Source organism: Prevotella corporis DSM 18810 = JCM 8529 (genome assembly GCF_000430525.1).
Taxonomy (GTDB): Bacteria; Bacteroidota; Bacteroidia; order Bacteroidales; family Bacteroidaceae; genus Prevotella; species Prevotella corporis.
Map to the genome: position 1 here is coordinate 1 of NZ_AUME01000052.1, position 16,976 is coordinate 16,976.

General features: G+C 45.5%; 19 protein-coding genes and 1 pseudogene. 15 read left to right on the forward strand and 5 right to left on the reverse strand.

The window, feature by feature from the left end; genetic code table 11:
- The coding region (locus tag H515_RS0109210) for an ISAon1 family transposase N-terminal region protein (protein ID WP_028901845.1) at positions 1 to 263 on the reverse strand (263 nt) is incomplete at its 3' end.
- Between the two features lie 66 nt (positions 264 to 329).
- On the opposite strand from H515_RS0109210, the pseudogene H515_RS13310 reads away from it, so the two are divergent.
- The 3 genes and pseudogenes from H515_RS13310 to arsB form a co-directional block, all read left to right on the forward strand.
- Positions 330 to 617 (forward strand): annotated as a pseudogene (locus tag H515_RS13310) (arsenate reductase ArsC); the annotation flags it as partial.
- Positions 617 to 1,417, forward strand: a complete 801-nt coding sequence (locus H515_RS0109220; protein ID WP_025877645.1) for a cation efflux transmembrane domain-containing protein — start codon at positions 617 to 619, stop codon at positions 1,415 to 1,417. The pseudogene H515_RS13310 and the gene H515_RS0109220, both read left to right, overlap by 1 nt.
- A gap of 11 nt (positions 1,418 to 1,428) precedes the next feature.
- Positions 1,429 to 2,475, forward strand: coding sequence for an ACR3 family arsenite efflux transporter (gene arsB, locus H515_RS0109225; protein WP_025877647.1), 1,047 nt, complete (start codon positions 1,429 to 1,431; stop codon positions 2,473 to 2,475).
- 659 nt (positions 2,476 to 3,134) lie between these two features.
- Here arsB and mobC read toward each other — a convergent pair.
- The 4 genes from mobC to H515_RS14855 form a co-directional block, all read right to left on the reverse strand.
- Positions 3,135 to 5,138: a conjugal transfer protein MobC gene (mobC, locus tag H515_RS0109235; RefSeq protein ID WP_028901339.1), complete on the reverse strand. Its 2,004-nt coding sequence runs from the start codon at positions 5,136 to 5,138 to the stop codon at positions 3,135 to 3,137.
- Between the two features lie 68 nt (positions 5,139 to 5,206).
- Positions 5,207 to 6,487, reverse strand: a complete 1,281-nt coding sequence (gene mobB, locus H515_RS0109240) for a conjugal transfer protein MobB (protein ID WP_025073186.1) — start codon at positions 6,485 to 6,487, stop codon at positions 5,207 to 5,209.
- Positions 6,484 to 6,864 (reverse strand): plasmid mobilization protein, encoded by a 381-nt coding sequence (locus tag H515_RS0109245; protein WP_028901873.1) that lies wholly within the window; start codon positions 6,862 to 6,864, stop codon positions 6,484 to 6,486. The genes mobB and H515_RS0109245 overlap by 4 nt, the downstream gene beginning before the upstream one ends.
- A gap of 19 nt (positions 6,865 to 6,883) precedes the next feature.
- Positions 6,884 to 7,039 carry a hypothetical protein gene (locus tag H515_RS14855; protein WP_169719590.1) on the reverse strand — a complete coding sequence of 52 codons (156 nt, stop codon included), beginning with the start codon at positions 7,037 to 7,039 and terminating at the stop codon, positions 6,884 to 6,886.
- A gap of 366 nt (positions 7,040 to 7,405) precedes the next feature.
- On the opposite strand from H515_RS14855, the gene H515_RS0109255 reads away from it, so the two are divergent.
- From H515_RS0109255 to H515_RS14130, 12 genes are all read left to right on the forward strand, one after another.
- Positions 7,406 to 8,185: a ParA family protein gene (locus tag H515_RS0109255; protein ID WP_007173349.1), complete on the forward strand. Its 780-nt coding sequence runs from the start codon at positions 7,406 to 7,408 to the stop codon at positions 8,183 to 8,185.
- 9 nt (positions 8,186 to 8,194) lie between these two features.
- On the forward strand, positions 8,195 to 8,701 hold the full coding sequence (locus H515_RS0109260) for a DUF3408 domain-containing protein (RefSeq protein ID WP_025877656.1): 507 nt from the start codon (positions 8,195 to 8,197) through the stop codon (positions 8,699 to 8,701).
- 31 nt (positions 8,702 to 8,732) lie between these two features.
- Complete coding sequence (locus tag H515_RS0109265; RefSeq protein WP_025877658.1) at positions 8,733 to 9,545, forward strand: hypothetical protein; 813 nt, start codon at positions 8,733 to 8,735, stop codon at positions 9,543 to 9,545.
- A gap of 160 nt (positions 9,546 to 9,705) precedes the next feature.
- Positions 9,706 to 10,008, forward strand: coding sequence for a DUF4134 domain-containing protein (locus H515_RS0109270; protein WP_004354999.1), 303 nt, complete (start codon positions 9,706 to 9,708; stop codon positions 10,006 to 10,008).
- A 2-nt stretch (positions 10,009 to 10,010) separates the two neighbouring features.
- Entirely contained in the window at positions 10,011 to 10,346 is a 336-nt protein-coding gene (locus tag H515_RS0109275) for a DUF4133 domain-containing protein (RefSeq protein WP_025877661.1), read from the forward strand.
- Entirely contained in the window at positions 10,343 to 12,856 is a 2,514-nt protein-coding gene (locus tag H515_RS0109280; RefSeq protein ID WP_028901874.1) for a TraG family conjugative transposon ATPase, read from the forward strand. The genes H515_RS0109275 and H515_RS0109280 overlap by 4 nt, the downstream gene beginning before the upstream one ends.
- A gap of 27 nt (positions 12,857 to 12,883) precedes the next feature.
- Positions 12,884 to 13,513 carry a DUF4141 domain-containing protein gene (locus tag H515_RS0109285; protein WP_025877662.1) on the forward strand — a complete coding sequence of 210 codons (630 nt, stop codon included), beginning with the start codon at positions 12,884 to 12,886 and terminating at the stop codon, positions 13,511 to 13,513.
- A 53-nt stretch (positions 13,514 to 13,566) separates the two neighbouring features.
- Positions 13,567 to 14,604 carry a conjugative transposon protein TraJ gene (gene traJ, locus H515_RS0109290; protein WP_004358249.1) on the forward strand — a complete coding sequence of 346 codons (1,038 nt, stop codon included), beginning with the start codon at positions 13,567 to 13,569 and terminating at the stop codon, positions 14,602 to 14,604.
- A 48-nt stretch (positions 14,605 to 14,652) separates the two neighbouring features.
- Complete coding sequence (gene traK / locus H515_RS0109295; RefSeq protein WP_025877666.1) at positions 14,653 to 15,276, forward strand: conjugative transposon protein TraK; 624 nt, start codon at positions 14,653 to 14,655, stop codon at positions 15,274 to 15,276.
- A gap of 4 nt (positions 15,277 to 15,280) precedes the next feature.
- On the forward strand, positions 15,281 to 15,583 hold the full coding sequence (locus tag H515_RS0109300; RefSeq protein WP_025877668.1) for a hypothetical protein: 303 nt from the start codon (positions 15,281 to 15,283) through the stop codon (positions 15,581 to 15,583).
- Positions 15,576 to 16,802: a conjugative transposon protein TraM gene (traM, locus tag H515_RS13315; protein WP_244870073.1), complete on the forward strand. Its 1,227-nt coding sequence runs from the start codon at positions 15,576 to 15,578 to the stop codon at positions 16,800 to 16,802. Before H515_RS0109300 ends, traM begins: the two co-directional genes overlap by 8 nt.
- On the forward strand, positions 16,745 to 16,976 hold a 232-nt coding region (locus H515_RS14130; protein WP_456153897.1), incomplete at its 3' end, for an ISAon1 family transposase N-terminal region protein. The genes traM and H515_RS14130, both read left to right, overlap by 58 nt.

The following is a 16,976-nucleotide window of genomic DNA, read 5'->3' on the forward strand; positions in this document are numbered from 1 at the left end:
CCCGTGCGCAAATCCGTCCATCGTCTGCGACGAATTTTCAAGATCACCTTATGGCCTCGAATAGGGAAGTCGGTTATATTAACTGCTTCCATGAACCCCTTGGACTCGAAGGTGGCATTACCTGACAAAGTCTTGTCCATACGTTCGTCAAGACTAATATGAAACTCAGGTCCAACCTCGCAGACAGAAACGATAGTAAAATAATCTAATATTTGAGAAGGCAAAACAAGAGTTGCCAAGGTGCGTAACATTTTTTCTTCCATAATGCGAAGGTCGGAATTATTAAGATAAATAACAAATTATTCCCCCATTGATTTTCTACTGAGCCGGTTATGGATGAAATGGGTATAGATTTAACCCACCATACCCCTAAAAGTGTAAACCTATATATAGGACAGGAATGGGACTATGTTATTACGGTCTGCGGTGGGGCAAACGAAAGCTGCCCGATGTTTACGGGTGAAGTAAGGAACAGGCTGCATATAGGATTTGACGACCCATCAGAAGCAACCGGAACGCCGGAGTTTATAAACAGTGAATTTCATCGGGTACGGGATGAAATAAAAGCCCGCTTCTATCAGTTCTACATCGACCATATCCAAGGAAAACAAGAATAATGCACCAATATATCTCTAAGTTCAATGTTCCAAAGATGGATTGCCCATGCGAGGAAAATTTAATCCGTCTGAAATTAGGCAATAGCCCCTTAGTGGAGCGTCTCGATTTCGACTTGGCGGAAAGAACCTTAGTTGTCATCCATCACGGGGAAGTGAAGTCGATTCAGGAACAGCTTGAAACATTAAACCTCGGTGCCAAGCTAACAGCATCTTCTCTCTGCGATGAAGCAAAGTCTGAAACCACCTCCAAAGTTCAGAGACGGGTGTTGTGTTGGGTGCTCGTCATCAACTTTCTATGTTTCATCATAGAAGCCACAACAGGCATCATCTCCCAGTCGATGGGCTTGGTCGCAGACAGTTTGGATATGTTGGCAGATGCTTTGGTTTACGGCATGAGTCTGATGGCTGTTGGAACAACTATAGCCCGTCAGCAAAAAGTAGCAAAACTCAGTGGCTACCTTCAAATTTCACTGGCTGTATTGGGGCTCATCGAAGTTATCAAACGCTTTATGGGCCTCGAAACGCCCCCAGACTTTTTAGTTATGATTGTCATCTCGTTCATTGCACTAATCGCCAATACAGCCTCTCTATGGTTGTTGCAGCGCACAAAGAGCAAGGAGGCCCACATACAAGCCAGTGTTATTTTCTCAGCCAACGATGTCATTGTCAATATAGGAGTCATCGGTGCAGGGCTGTTGGTTGGACTATTGAACAGCAACGCCCCTGATTTGATCATAGGCATCATTGTCTTTCTCATCGTCATTAGAGGCGCGATACGCATACTGAAACTCTCAAAGTAAAACTATAACATATGGAAAAAAATCAAGGCATTGGATTGTTTGAGAAATACCTAACAATCTGGGTTACTTTATGTGTCATTATAGGAATTGCAGTAGGACAATGGCTTCCACTAATTCCGCAAACATTAAGCAAATTCGAGTATGCCAATGTGTCTATACCCGTGGCCATTCTAATTTGGTTAATGATTTATCCAATGATGCTAAAAGTGGATTTTCAAAGCGTTAAGAATGTTGGCAAGCGTCCGAAAGGGATAATGGTGACTTGCGTTACAAACTGGCTGATAAAGCCGTTTACCATGTTCGGAATAGCTTATATCTTCTTCTATGTGGTTTTCAAAACCTTTATACCTGCCGGGTTAGCCGAAGAATATTTAGCCGGGGCGGTATTATTGGGGGCTGCACCTTGTACGGCGATGGTATTTGTATGGAGTTACTTAACGAAAGGCGATGCCGCTTACACGCTGGTACAGGTTGCGGTAAACGATTTAATCATATTAGTAGCATTTGCGCCTATTGTAGCTTTCCTGCTGGGAGTTGGTGGCGTATCTATCCCGTGGGACACTCTGCTGTTATCCGTAGTATTATTTGTTGTGATACCACTTGCTGCCGGGGTTATTACCCGTATAATGGTTATTCGTCGCAAAGGAGTGGACTATTTCAATAACGTATTTATTAAGAAATTTGATAATTATACGGTAGCTGGATTGCTATTAACGCTTATTATCCTGTTTTCCTTTCAAGGAGAAACGATACTGAACAATCCCCTGCATATCTTATTGATTGCAGTTCCGCTTGTGTTGCAAACGGTTCTGATATTCTTCGTTGCTTACGGTTGGGCGAAATGGTGGAAATTACCCCATGATGTTGCCGCACCTGCCGGAATGATTGGGGCAAGTAATTTCTTTGAATTGTCAGTTGCTGTGGCTATTTCTCTTTTTGGTTTACAGTCCAGGGCTGCATTAGCTACGGTGGTGGGCGTACTAGTCGAAGTTCCGGTGATGTTGATGTTAGTAAGGATTGCCAATAACACACGAAGCTGGTTTCCGGCTACAGAATAACAATAGGGCAAAAGTCTTAATCTAACTTTATCGTAAAAAGGGGCTTGGTGCTGGAAATGTTTGTTCCTAACGTTTCCGGCATTCTGCCTTTTACAAAAGCCAGAATTAAGATATATCTTTCGGCACCAAGACAACCGCAACAATATGAACAATGAAATTGATTTTGAAGTATTTATAAAAACATGGACTGTACTATCTATGAAAAAGTAAATGTTGATAACTAGAATATTTCAATAGAGGTAGTTCTCGATGTCGTAGAGTGTCTGCAACGGTCACTTCAGATGAAATCTCCATCGAAGATTATTTTGAATTTGAGAAGCTTGTTAGCTTCAACTTTGTTTCTTTACTACGTAGCATCAATGTGATTTCTAAGCGTATACTCCTTTGTGATGTAGGTATAACTACATTCATAACAAAGGTATCAAATCTATTTCTTCCTCCACTAGTATTTCAGCTTGAAGAATATGGATTGCCAAGAATGCTAAGTCGAAAACTTCACAACTCACGAGTAATTGATTTGGAGCGAGTGGATATTTCTATCAACGACGTTCTTGATGAGTTCCTAAAGGTATGAATGAATCGAATTATTGAGACTGCACAACTATCAGCGGTGGATCAATTTATCTTTTCCTATTTTTTTGAGGGGATAACACCTTTAACTACTCCCTAAGTAAGTTCCTGAGTGTTGGGTCAGCTTTGATACGAGCAGTCTCAGAGTCTACGAGGGATAGCACCTCTTGCTTGACTTGGCGATAATTGGCTTCAATAGTCTCACGCAGACTGTCGGAGCCATTTTCGTTTGTAAAGTCCGCTATGATGGGGATAGGCTGGTAAGCTTTCGTTTCAGCAGAGACCTTGGCAACATCCACAACGATCTCAGCGTGGAAGATTTTCTGATCGATGCGTTCATCGAAATTGTCAGAGACAGCCCCAACGAACATACCTTGTGTAAGGTTACTAATCTTACTTGCAGGAATCAAGCTATCCATCTGCGTAGATATAGATGTGGACTTGTCGTTACGATTGATGGTCATGGACTGCCGTTGCTGAAGCACTTTGCCAAAACGCTCGGAAAGCGTCTTAGCCGTTTCACCTACAACTTGCCCGCTAAAAACATTGCCCACGGTGTTCTGTATCACTTTACTCTCCTTATCCCCATAGTCACGGGTAAGCTGAGAGAAGTCCTGAAACCCCAAGCAGACTGCCACCTTGTTACTTCGGGCAGTAGCAATCAGGTTATCGAGACCACGGAAATATATGGTAGGCAACTCATCGATAATCACGGAGGATTTGAGTTGCTTCTTCTTGTTGATAAGTTTTACGATACGGCTATTGTAAAGTCCGAGTGCTGCCGAATAGATGTTCTGACGGTCGGGATTATTGCCCACAACCAACACCTTCGGTTCATTGGGGTTATTGATGTCGAGCGAGAAATCATCACCCGTCATCACCCAATAAAGGGCTGGTGAAATCATACGCGAAAGCGGTATCTTGGCACTGGCTATCTGCCCCTGCAACTGGTCCTGTGCTCCTCCCTCCCAAGCGTCCATGAAAGGTGAAAGATAGTTGGCAAGTTCATCGTAGGAAGTGAGTATCGGGAATATCTGTGCGTAGGGACGATTGAGAAATTCGATAGCATGAGGAAAGGTGCAATACTTCCCGTCCTCATAGATTTTCAGAAACCAAATGATGGCAGCCAGCAAGATAATCGGTGACTCCACGAAGAAGTCTCCCTGTTTCTGAATCCACGAGCGGTTGAGATTGAGCATAATCGTATAGGCACTCTCGTAAGCGTCCGATATATCCGTCATAAAGGCAGGATTGATAGGATTGCAGCGATGCGACTTTCTCGGATCATCGAAGTTGATGACATAGAACTGCGGCTTTATCTTGTAGGCATCCAAGTGATTAAGCAGGTGATTATAGGCTATCTCTGAAAGGTCGGGAAACTTGTAATCATAGATATACATGGCAAATCCTTTCTCTATCTGCTGCTTGATGTAGTTGTTCACAATGGCGTAGGATTTACCCGAACCCGGTGTGCCGAGTACCATTGAGGCACGGAAGGGATTGACTACGTTAATCCAACCCTTGTTCCACCTTTTTTTGTAGTAAAATCGTGTGGGGAGGTTTACCGAGTATTCGTTTTCCATCAATCGGGTTTCCTGCATAAAGCTCTCGTTCTCCGTGTTGAACACATCGTCCATCAGGTTGTTTTTGAGCAGTCGGCTCATCCATACACCACCCATCAGCAGGCAGATATAGCCAATGGAGAGCGTGAAGATATAGAGCGAAGCTGCTCCAATTTTTCCTATGGGCAATACCAACAGCCACCAGTTGAGAAAGAAAAAGACAAAACCGGAGAAAAGCACTGTCCAAATTTTTGGCCAAGTGATTTTCTCCTCTTTCACGCCCTTTGTCCCAAGACAGGACAAGGCAAGGAAAACCACACAAAAGAGTTTTGTCCAAAGGATGGATGAAAACAATCCCGTAGTTCGCTGAAAGTTCATCAGTATCTTGTTGATGATACCGAGCGTGAAATGCCACTGTTGAAATGCCTCGTAACAGAACCAATAACAGTTAATCAGAAGGAATATCACCGATATACCTCGCATAAAGTCCATGACTTTACCTAATGCCCTTAAATCATCTTCTTGTGCCATAATCGTATTGTTTTTGGGAAGCCTCCCCCAACCTCTCCTAAGGAGGGGAGATAGAAATGCTCGTTTGTTTAATGTTTTCTTCGTCTAAGATTTACCTTACTTTGTTTACGGAGCTTACGCTGCCATGCCGCCTCCTTCCAATCATCGTTGCCCGTAGATAGGAATGAACCATCTGCCATACTTTCGATAAGTTCATCGACAACGATGTCATAGTCCTCCGTGCCATGCTGTAATACCTGAACCTTGTTCGTCTGCTCTACACTGACAGTCGACTTACCATAAAGTTCCTCGTCCAAGAAAGGGTTATTTGTTGGATTAAAGAAATAGGCATTGAATACATTGGCGGAATATCCCTTGCCCAATCGTGAACCGTTGAATGCAGCACCCCGCTCGTCATCAATAAAGGTAATGCCGTAAATTCTTCCATTATCATTCTTTCGAATTACCACACGCAAGCCCTGTTCCTCCAATCTTTGCCGAAGTTCTTTCTCCATATTGGGAGAGGTACGCATTGTTTGTAACACCTTGTTCCTTATGGTTGGTATCAGTAGTTTGATGGTTTGTTTCGACTTCTGTATCCTGTTCTGTATGGCAGTATAGCCCACACCACGACCGATGTCCGATGCGTTGATGGGTGTGCTTACCTTGTCGCCCTTATCATCAGTAGGCACATAGACTAAGCCGTCATATTTCTTTCCCCGAAACTCCGTCTTTACTTCTTCTACGGCAAGGTTATATTTGCCCAAAATGGCGTTTAGTTCGCCCAATGAACAGAACTTATAATGTTTTAGCACCATGCGGAGGGTGCTTGCCACCTGCTCCTTGATGTTTCCTCTATCAATATCCACCTTGGGCGTTTCTGTTACGGCTTTCTCGCTAACCTTTGAACTTGGAATGAGACCAAACCTCTTTTCCAAGGCATCGGTAATCTTCTTGCTCCTTCGCTTCTCGAAGCGGTCGTTGATTTTCTTTCCTTCACTATCCACTCGAAGCGATACGATGTGTATATGCTCACGGGCAATGTCACAATGCTTGAACACGATGTAAGGTTGCTTGCCGTAGCCGAGTGCCTCCATATACTCTTTGGCAATCTGTGTAAGTGTTTCATCGGATAGTTTCTCGTCCGGGTGCGGATTGAGCGAGCAATGGAACACCGTTTTCTTCGTTCGGCATTTCTTTGGTATCAGAGCCTCCATATCGGCAAACACCTCTGCCATCGTATAAGTTCCCTCTTTGTTTTGATACAAGCCTTGGGCAAGAAGAATGCTTGCTTCCTCTTTCTCTACCTTTTTGAAGTTATAGCCGAGTGATCCTCCAAGGTTCTCCGTTGCAGAAATCTTGGCAATCATCTTTTGCGGTAGTCAATGGTTAAACGGATAGCCTGTTCTTGCAAAGTTATGATTTGAGCCGAGAGTTTCTCCAACTTTTCAAGCAGAATCTGTGCGGTCTTGACCGAATGATAGCTGTTGATGGCACGCACGGATTGGTTATACAGTACACCAATCTTATGGATTTGTGCCGTCAGTTCAGAGAGTTTCCGATAGTATTCCACGGCGGATTTATCCACCGTAATCACCTTGAAACTCTCGCCAAGAATACGTCCACGCACGAAATCCGACTTGGTTTCCGCACCTGATTTATGAAACAAATCAATTGCCCGTTGCTGGTCTTTGAGGTTGGGAAGACGGGTATCCCATCTGTCCCATCGTTCTATCTTTTCGTTCATTGTTTTTATCCTTATCTAATTACGACTTTGGAGTAATTCTCTCCCCTTCGGGGCAAGGGTCTTTGTCGGCAAAAACGGAGTTTGTCGGACAAAGACACACCTTGCCAATATCAAGAGATGATGCAATAGAAGCATCCACCTGTAAGGGTGTCCGCTTCGGATAGTCTACCTCCATGTTTTCTATCTGCCTGCAAAGTTACAGTGGATTTTCAAATATTTCATTATCAACCATTTTCACTCTTTTCCCTTATTTATCCTTGTACTTCTATGACATAGAAATATCTATCGAAAAAGCTTTTATTTTGCAGATAAAACGAACGGAATATCGTTCGATAGAACTATTAAAAGAACGATATGACGAACTCTATTTCAATAGTTCAATATATCGTCAGATAGAACTATCGAGATGTCGACAAATCGACAAATCGAACGATCGATAATTCGATATTTCGACAGATAAAAGAATTAATAATTCGTTCTGACGATTAGTTTAACGAGCTACCATTCGAATTATAGTTCAAACGATTAAAATATCTATAGTATGGAACAGATACAAACATCGCCCATATTTCTGGGCTTTTCCTCTCAAAAGGGAGGTGTTGGCAAAAGCACTTTGGCGGAGATAGTCAGCAGCATTCTTTACTACGAAAGAGGCATTCGCCTTTTTGCAGTAGACTGTGACTTGTCTCAGGATTCTTTCTATAAACTCCGTGAAAGGGAAAAGGCTTGCATTGAAAGTGATCCACAGCTTTCTCAGCAGATGAGACAACATTTCTCTTCTTTGAAGCGTACAGCCTACCGCATACTCAAAGCTGCACCTAAGGAGGCAATAGCAACGGCAAGCGAGTATATCAGTAATCATCCATCAGAGAAATTCGATTTGGTCATCTTTGACTTTCCCGGTCATGCGGGTACCAGCGACCTTCTGCAACTCTCGCTGGATATGGACTATATCCTTTCTCCCTTAGAGCCAGACGTGCAGTCGATGGTTGCCTGCCTCACCTATATCAAGGCGGTAAACGATTTGGGCGTGTCCATGTCAAGTGCCCGTATCAAGGAAGTCATTCTTCTATGGAACAAAGTTGACCGCAGGGTTAAGAACACGCTCATTGAATACTACAGCAAGTATATCAAGAACGAAGATTATACGCTGCTTAACCAAAACATCTATGCCACCCACCGTTTCAGCCATGAATTGGAGCAATACGGATTTCGTGGGGTATTCCGATCCACTTACCTTCCTCCTAATAAAGCCTTACGGACAGGGACTGGTATTGATGAGCTGATAGAAGAATTACTTACCCATATTCAAATTAAATAAGACAGCATTATGGCAAACATACAGGAACAGCGGCAAAAACTGGAAGCCAAGCTCAAGGAGATGGCTGAAGAAGGGGTGATGAAGACTCCTCCCAAGGAAACGCTGGCTTTTGACCCACCTGATGAGGAAGAAGATATGAAAACAGAGGTCAGTGCCAACCAAAAGGAAAAACTGCATCTGGTAAAGGAGGTTGTGTCTACCTCGGAAAATAAGCAGGATAAGACTTTGTATAAAAGCCACGAGAGAGGAAATGAAAAATGTGTGGGAACATCCCAGATTTCCTTAGACGACTACCGCACACGCTATTTACAGTCAGTCCGCCTCCGAGAGCGGACCAATTTTACCATGAGTGCTGAAACACTCCAAGTGCTAAGAAACGTCTTGCAGGACTTGGGCGAACGGGTGTCAATAGCATCCTACATTGACAACATCCTGCGTGAACACCTCAAGGAACACAAGGAACTGCTCAATAATGCCACAGCAAAGCATCGACGAAAGGTAGCAATAGATTTTTGAACAAAGAACCAACGATATATAAATCACCATTATGCAAACGATACTATTCAACATATTTCTGTTTCTGATAGCGGTATGGGTGTTCATTGGAATACTCTTCCTCTGGCAACAATTCCGCATGGCGTGCCGCAAATTGGAGAAAGCATGTGAAAAGAAAAATGAACAGGAACAAAAACAGAGAGTGCCTTCTGTTACCCAAGACCAAATTGAGCAGGCACAGCAAATGCTTGTCGGCAAAAGCAAATCATACGGGGAACGCTATGCCGAAATCACAAAAGAGATTACGGAAAACTCTCAAAAATTCCCCGAAGTTCCCGCTGCTTCCTCCTCTGAAAATCCAGCCGATAATCCCGATACCTTTGCAGAACAAAGCTCACAGGTGTCCAAAGAAAAAGAAGTGGAAGGTACAGAAGAGGACAATGAAATGCAGGTTGACTACACAATGGACGAAACTGACGAAGACGCAATTGTCCGTGAGGAACTGCAAATCGCTGATGCGGAAATGCCTGAAGTCTCACCTTCCGCCATTCTTACAAGAGATTTATATCGTGTAAACGGCTGGCATAGGAATGACGATGAACTTGATAAGGAAGATGAAGACAAGGTGCAGGACACGTTGCAAAGCATACGGGGCACACAGCTCATGGACTATATCAAGGAGGCAACGCTCAAGCAAGAGAAAGACCATCAAAAGCTGCTTGCTGCCATTCGCAAGGCGGAAGAACTGGACTTAGAGGAAAGTAATATAAACTCTTCTTCTGACTTTGAAACGGACTCAAACGTAGAGAGCAGCAACAGCGATGTTTCGGAAGAAGCCGAACTTCCACTGTCATATTATCTGTAAACTAATGTTCTTACTCATATTATAAAATTGTAAAGTGATGCGGGGGTGGCTCAAAAGTAAAACAATCTGCCAATATCTGTCATACGATAAAACCGAGCTACCCCTTGCCACTTTCACCATAAAGAAGACTATTCGTTTAACAACTTAAAATAAAAGAACAATGAACAACAAAAAGAAAATCACAATGCTGCTCCTGATGGCTGCCGCCACCGTAGGAGCTTATGCGCAGGGCAATGGAATGGCGGGTATCAATGAAGCCACCAAGATGGTGACCAGTTATTTCGATCCCGGTACGAAATTGATTTATGCCATCGGTGCCGTGGTGGGCTTGATAGGAGGAATCAAGGTCTATAACAAGTTCAGTTCGGGCGACCCCGATACGAGCAAGACCGCAGCCTCTTGGTTCGGTGCGTGTATCTTCCTCATTGTGGCTGCCACCATCCTACGTTCTTTCTTCTTGTAACAATGGCTGCGTGGGAAATCAACAAAGGTGTAGGCCGAACGGTAGAGTTCAAGGGCTTGAAGGCACAGTACCTTTTCCTCTTTGCGGGAGGGCTGCTGGCTGTCTTCATTCTCGTGGTCATTCTCTATCTCTGTGGAGTCAGTCAGATAGCCTGTCTGGTCATAGGCGTAGTGGGTGCCACCCTCGTGGTGTGGCAAACGTTTGCCATGAACCGAAAGTACGGGCAATACGGACTCATGAAAAAGGGATCCGTGAGAATGCACCCACGCTACCTTTTGAACCGCCGGACGGTCTATTACCTTATCCGTAACCTTCAACCCAAAAGAAAGAAGCAATGAGAAACAATAGCAAGATAACTACCTTGGAATCGAAGTTTCCCCTGCTCTCCGTCGAGCAGGGGTGTATGGTGAGCAAGGACGCTGACATCACGGTGGCTTTCCGTGTGGAGCTGCCCGAACTCTTTACCGTCACTTCTACAGAATACGAGGCAATGCACTCTGCCTGGCATAAGGCAATCAAGGTGCTACCCAATTACAGTATCGTACACAAGCAGGACTGGTTCATCAAGGAGGACTATCAAGGAAAGCTCTCCGATGGCGGACTGAGCTTCCTTGCCCGTTCCTCTGAAAGGCACTTCAACGAACGTCCGTATCTCCACCACTCGGTCTATCTCTTCCTAACCAAGACGAACAAGCAGCGTATGGCACAGCAGAGCAATTTTTCTTCGCTTTGTCGTGGACATCTGCTGCCCAAGGAGATTACCAACAAGGATGAGGTGATGAAGTTCATGGAAGCAGTGGACCAGTTCGAGCGTATCATCAATGATACCGAGCAGATAAGGATTGTCCGCATGACTGAAGAAGAGTTAGTTGGCACAAATGAAAAAGGAGGACTGCTCGACAGGTATTTCTCTTTATCTGAAGAAGGGCATTCGTCTTTGGAGGACATCCGTCTGGGCGCAGACCTTGTGCGTGTGGGCGACAATATGCTCTGCTTACATACATTAAGCGATACAGATGATTTGCCCACAAGTGTGAGCACGGACAGCCGATATGAACGGCTTTCCACTGATCGCTCCGATTGCAGGTTGTCCTTCGCCGCTCCCGTGGGTTTGATGCTGCCGTGTAACCACATCTATAACCAGTATATCTTCATCGAGGACAGCGATGCCAACTTGGAACGCTTCGAGAAGCAGGCAAGAAACATGCACTCGCTGGCACGCTACAGCCGTAGCAACCAGATCAACGAGGAGTGGATACAGGAGTATCTCAATATTGCCCATTCACAGGGACTGACCTCCATTCGTGCCCACTTCAATGTGCTGGCATGGAGTAGCGATAAGGAAGAACTTCGCCAGATTAAAAATGACGTGGGCTCTGCACTTGCTCTTATGGAATGCCACCCTCGTCACAACACCATTGATGCGGCAACGCTCTACTGGGCGGGTATTCCCGGCAATGCCGCCGATTTTCCTGCGGAAGAGTCGTTCTATACATTTATAGAGCCTGCGCTCTGCTTTTTTACCTCTGAGACGAACTACAAGGATTCGCTCTCTCCCTTCGGTATCAAGATGGCAGACCGCCTTTCAGGAAAGCCCGTCCACTTAGACATATCGGATTTACCGATGAAAAAAGGAGTCATTACCAACCGTAACAAGTTCATCTTGGGTCCTTCGGGTAGTGGCAAGTCTTTCTTTACCAACCACATGGTACGCCAGTATTACGAGCAGGGAGCGCATGTCCTCTTAGTTGATACGGGAAACTCATATCAGGGCTTGTGTGAACTTATCCACCGCAAGACCAAGGGTGAGGACGGTGTGTATTTTACCTATACCAATGAAAATCCGATATCCTTCAACCCTTTTTATACGGATGATTACTTCTTCGATGTAGAGAAAAGGGAGAGTATCTGCACATTATTACTTACACTTTGGAAAAGTGCTGATGAACATATCACCAAGACCGAAGCAGGCGAACTCGGTTCTGCCGTCAATGCCTATATCGAACTTATCAGGACGGATCATACCATCGTTCCCTGCTTCAATACCTTCTATGAGTATCTGAGGGACGTGTACCGCAAGGATATGGAAAAGCGTGACATCAAGGTAACGCTCTCGGACTTCAACATTAACAACCTCTTAACTACATTGAAGCAATACTATCGTGGCGGTCGTTATGATTTCCTGCTGAACTCGGACAAGAATATTGACCTGCTCTCCAAACGCTTCATCGTCTTTGAAATCGACCAAGTGAAGGACAACAAGGACCTCTTTCCTGTGGTAACGATTATCATCATGGAAGCCTTCATCAATAAGATGCGCCGATTAAAGGGTATCCGCAAGATGATACTCATTGAGGAAGCGTGGAAAGCCATCGCTTCGGCAAACATGGCGGACTACATAAAATATTTGTATAAGACCGTCAGAAAGTATTTCGGGGAAGCCATTGTGGTAACGCAGGAGGTGGATGACATTATTCAGTCGCCCATTGTCAAGGAGAGTATCATCAACAACTCCGACTGCAAGATACTGCTCGACCAAAGAAAATACATGACCAAGTTCGACGGTATACAGGCGATGCTCGGCTTATCTGAAAAGGAAAAGAGCCAGATACTCTCCATCAACCAGAACAATGACCCGAACCGACTCTACAAAGAGGTATGGATAGGCTTGGGCGGTATGCAGAGTGCTGTCTATGCTACGGAGGTGAGCATGGAGGAATACCTGACCTACACCACGGAGGAAACAGAAAAGGTAGAGGTCATGCAGCGTGCGGAACAACTCGGTGGCGATATAGAGACCGCTATCCGACAGCTTGCCAATGAGAAAAGAAATAATAAGAAGAAATAAGTACGAACAATCAAAATAGTAGCAACAATGAAAAAGTACATTTTCATGGCTCTCTTAGGATTGAGCCTTTCAGTTCCCAAAGCTCACGCACAGTGGACGGTCTATGATCCCGGTAACTTTGCCGGCAACATTGCCAATACGGTCAAGGAGATAGCCACCGCCTCGAAGACAGTAAAAAATACCTTGGACGGATTCAAGGAGGTGGAAAAACTCTACAACGACACCAAGAAGTATTACGATGCCCTAAAGAAGGTGAATAACCTTATAGGCGATGCCTATAAGGTCAAGGAGTGTATTCTCATGGTGGGCGACATCTCTGAGGTCTATGTCACTTCCTACAAGAAGATGCTCTCGGACAAGAACTTTCGCCCGACAGAACTCGCTGCGATGGCTTCGGGCTACACCAAGCTGCTCGAGCAGAGCGGTGAGTGTCTGAAGGAACTCAAGTCCATTGTCAAGAGTAATGTCTTCTCCATGAACGACCACGAGCGCATGCAGCAGATAGACCGTATCTATACAACACTACGTGAATACCGCTCTTTGGTATCGTACTATACAAGGAAGAATATCTCCGTGAGTTATGTGCGTGCAAGGGAGAAGAACAACCTTGCCTCCGTTAAGGCGCTCTATGGTAATACTGCAAGCAGGTATTGGTAAATCCACAGACAAAAAAAGAACTTGAAAAAAACTTTCATAAAACACTTTTGCTTATGGATTTTGCCAGTTTACATGAGCTGCTACGCTCCACCTATGACGAGATGATGCCCCTCTGTGCCCAGATGACGGGCATTGCCAAAGGCATTGCGGGCTTGGGTGCGCTCTTTTATATTGCCCTTCGGGTATGGGCTTCCATAGCCCGTGCCGAGGCGATAGACGTTTTCCCTTTGCTCCGTCCCTTTGTCTTGGGCTTCTGCATCATGTTCTTCCCGACAGTCGTACTGGGTACGATGAATGCCGTCCTCTCGCCCGTAGTGCAGGGAACGGAGATGATGGTACACCAGCAGGAGGGGAACCTTGCCGAGCTTACTGCCAAGCGTGACAAGCTGCAGGAGGAAGCCTACCTCAGGAATCCCGAGACGGCTTATTTGGTTTCCAACGAAAAGTTCGACCAGAAGATAGAGGAAATGGGCATTATCGGACCTGAAGATGCCGTGACAATTGCGGGGATGTATGCCGAGCGTGCCGCCTATCAGACCAAGCAATGGGTCATGAAATTGGTACACGACTTTTTGGAATTGCTGTTCCACGCTTCGGGGCTTATCATTGACACGCTTCGCACCTTTATTCTGATTGTCCTTTCGATACTCGGACCTATCGTGTTCGGCATAGCCGTATGGGATGGTCTTGCAGGCTCACTTACGGCATGGTTCTCACGCTATATATCGGTCTACCTGTGGCTGCCTGTCAGCTCTATTCTTACGGCACTGCTTACCAAGATACAGGTGCTGATGATGCAGAAAGACATCGATGCACTCAGTGACCCCAACTACCTGCCAGATTCGGGGACGTGGTACTACATCGTCTTCTTCCTTATCGGCATTGTAGGCTACTTCTGTGTACCTACCGTGGCAGGGTGGATTATTGAAGCTGGTGGCGGTATCGGCTCCTACGGACGCAATGTCAACCAGACTGCACAGCGTGGCGCGCAAGGTGCATATACAGGTGGTAAGGCTGCTATGGCAGGCGCAGGTGCCGCTGTGGGAAATGTCGGTGGACGTATCAAGGGAGCACTGCTTAAAGGAAAATAGAAATCGAGCAACTATGCTTAATTAATCAACAGGTATAAAAGAGAAAAAATGGAATTCAAATCACTCAACAACATCGAGACCTCATTCAGACAGATACGGCTCTATGCCTTTGTCTTTGCTATCGTCTGCGTGGCGGTAAGCGGTTATACCGTCTATGCCTCGTACAGCTTCGCCAAGGAGCAGCGAGAGAAAATCTATGTGCTCGACCAAGGAAAGTCGCTCATGCTTGCCCTCAGTCAGGACGCAAGTAGAAACCGTCCCGTGGAGGCAAGGGGACACGTGCGTCGTTTCCACGAGCTCTTCTTCACCATTGCGCCCGACAAGGACGCCATTGAAAAGAATATGGAGCGTGCTTTTCTGCTGTGCGACAAGTCGGCTTTCAATTATTACAAAGACTTGGCAGAGAAGGGCTATTATAACCGTGCCATATCGGGTAATGTCAATCAGCGCATAGAGGTGGACTCTATCCGCTGCAACTTTAATACTTACCCTTATGCGGTAACGACCTATGCACGGGAGTTTATCGTCCGTCAGAGTAACGTTACAGAGCGCAGTCTTGTAACGACCTGCACGCTGCAGAACTCAGTCCGTTCGGACAATAACCCGCAAGGTTTTCTTATGGAGAACTTCCTTGTGAAGGAAAACAGGGATATACAGACCTATAAACGATAAGGCTATGGCAAGAAAAGTAAACTATTTGCCCGCTCACCATTATCTGAGATTTCACCTATGGCTTCGCCATCGGTGTGAAAGGCTCACGATAAGGCAGCGCAAGGCTATCGTCTATGGGCTGAGTTTTATCTATCTCATCTGTTCCCTTTGGATGATAGCGCAGTTTTTCCTTCCTCCAAAGAAGGAGAAACTACCCATCCCCACGGGAAAGCTGACGGACAGTCCGATACGGACGGACAGCACTTTACAAGAGTTACACGGCAATTTTTACCTACAACATCATCAAACAATCAAAGAAAATGGATAATAAACAGAAAGAACAAATGAAAAAAGGTTTGGTCTTTGGAGGTCTGGGACTGCTGTTTGCCCTCTCGATGTGGTTTATCTTCGCACCTTCGGGTAAGGATAAGACTGCAGCGGAGCAGGGACTCAATGACAGCATCCCGCAGGCAACGACAGAAAAACTGACGGAGAACAAGCTCAAAGCCTACGAATTAGGCGACAAGGCACACGAGGAAGAACAGACCCGAGAGGAGATGGGCAAGCTGTCGGACTATTTCGCACAGAACACTGCTCCATCAGAGGCGGAGCGTGCAGAGACGGCTGCTTCTACGGCAAAGATAGAAAACTCCATGCATCGCTATGAGGAGAATAATCGCCTTTTGAACTCCTTTTACGCTCCCGATCCGCATGAGGAGGAGCGTGAGGCAATGAGACAGGAGATTGACAATCTCAAAAAGGAATTGTCCCAACAAAGCCACAAGGAAGAGGATGAAGAGAAACGACAGCTTGCTCTGATGGAAAAGAGCTATCAGATGGCAGCGAAGTATCTTCCTAAGACATCATCTGTTGCTCCATCATTGGGGAATGCTTTTACGAATGATAAGGGAAACACACCCACAATCACCGATATTGGAACAGAAAAGGGGCAGATGCAAGCAAACGCTCCAGTTATGGAGGTCTTGGCGGAGCGCAAACAGGTGGTGACTTCACTCGGTCAGCCGATGAGCGATGCGGATTTTATCAAGGAATATGGAACAAGAGCACGCAACATGGGCTTCCATTCGCTAACAAGTACGGCTGCACCCACGATGCGCAACACGCTCAAAGTGGTGGTGGACAGAACGACCACGCTCAAGGAGGGAGACAATGTGGTGCTTCGTCTGCTGGAGACTGCCAAGGTGCAGGGACTGCGTATTCCAAGGCAGAGCCGGCTGATAGCATCTGCCAAGATTGAGGGCAACCGTATGCACCTGATTATCAAGAGCATTGAGGTGGACGGCCATATCATAGCCGTCAAGCTCTCGGCATACGACACGGACGGACAAGAGGGCGTGTATATACCAGGTTCGGAGGACATCAATGCGCTTAAGGAAGTCGGGGCGAACATCGGTGGTTCAATGGGCTCAGTAGAAAATCAATGGGGGAATAATTTGTTATTTATCTTAATAATTCCGACCTTCGCATTATGGAAGAAAAAATGTTACGCACCTTGGCAACTCTTGTTTTGCCTTCTCAAATATTAGATTATTTTACTATCGTTTCTGTCTGCGAGGTTGGACCTGAGTTTCATATTAGTCTTGACGAACGTATGGACAAGACTTTGTCAGGTAATGCCACCTTCGAGTCCAAGGGGTTCATGGAAGCAGTTAATATAACCGACTTCCCTATTCGAGGCCATAAGGTGATCTTGAAAATTC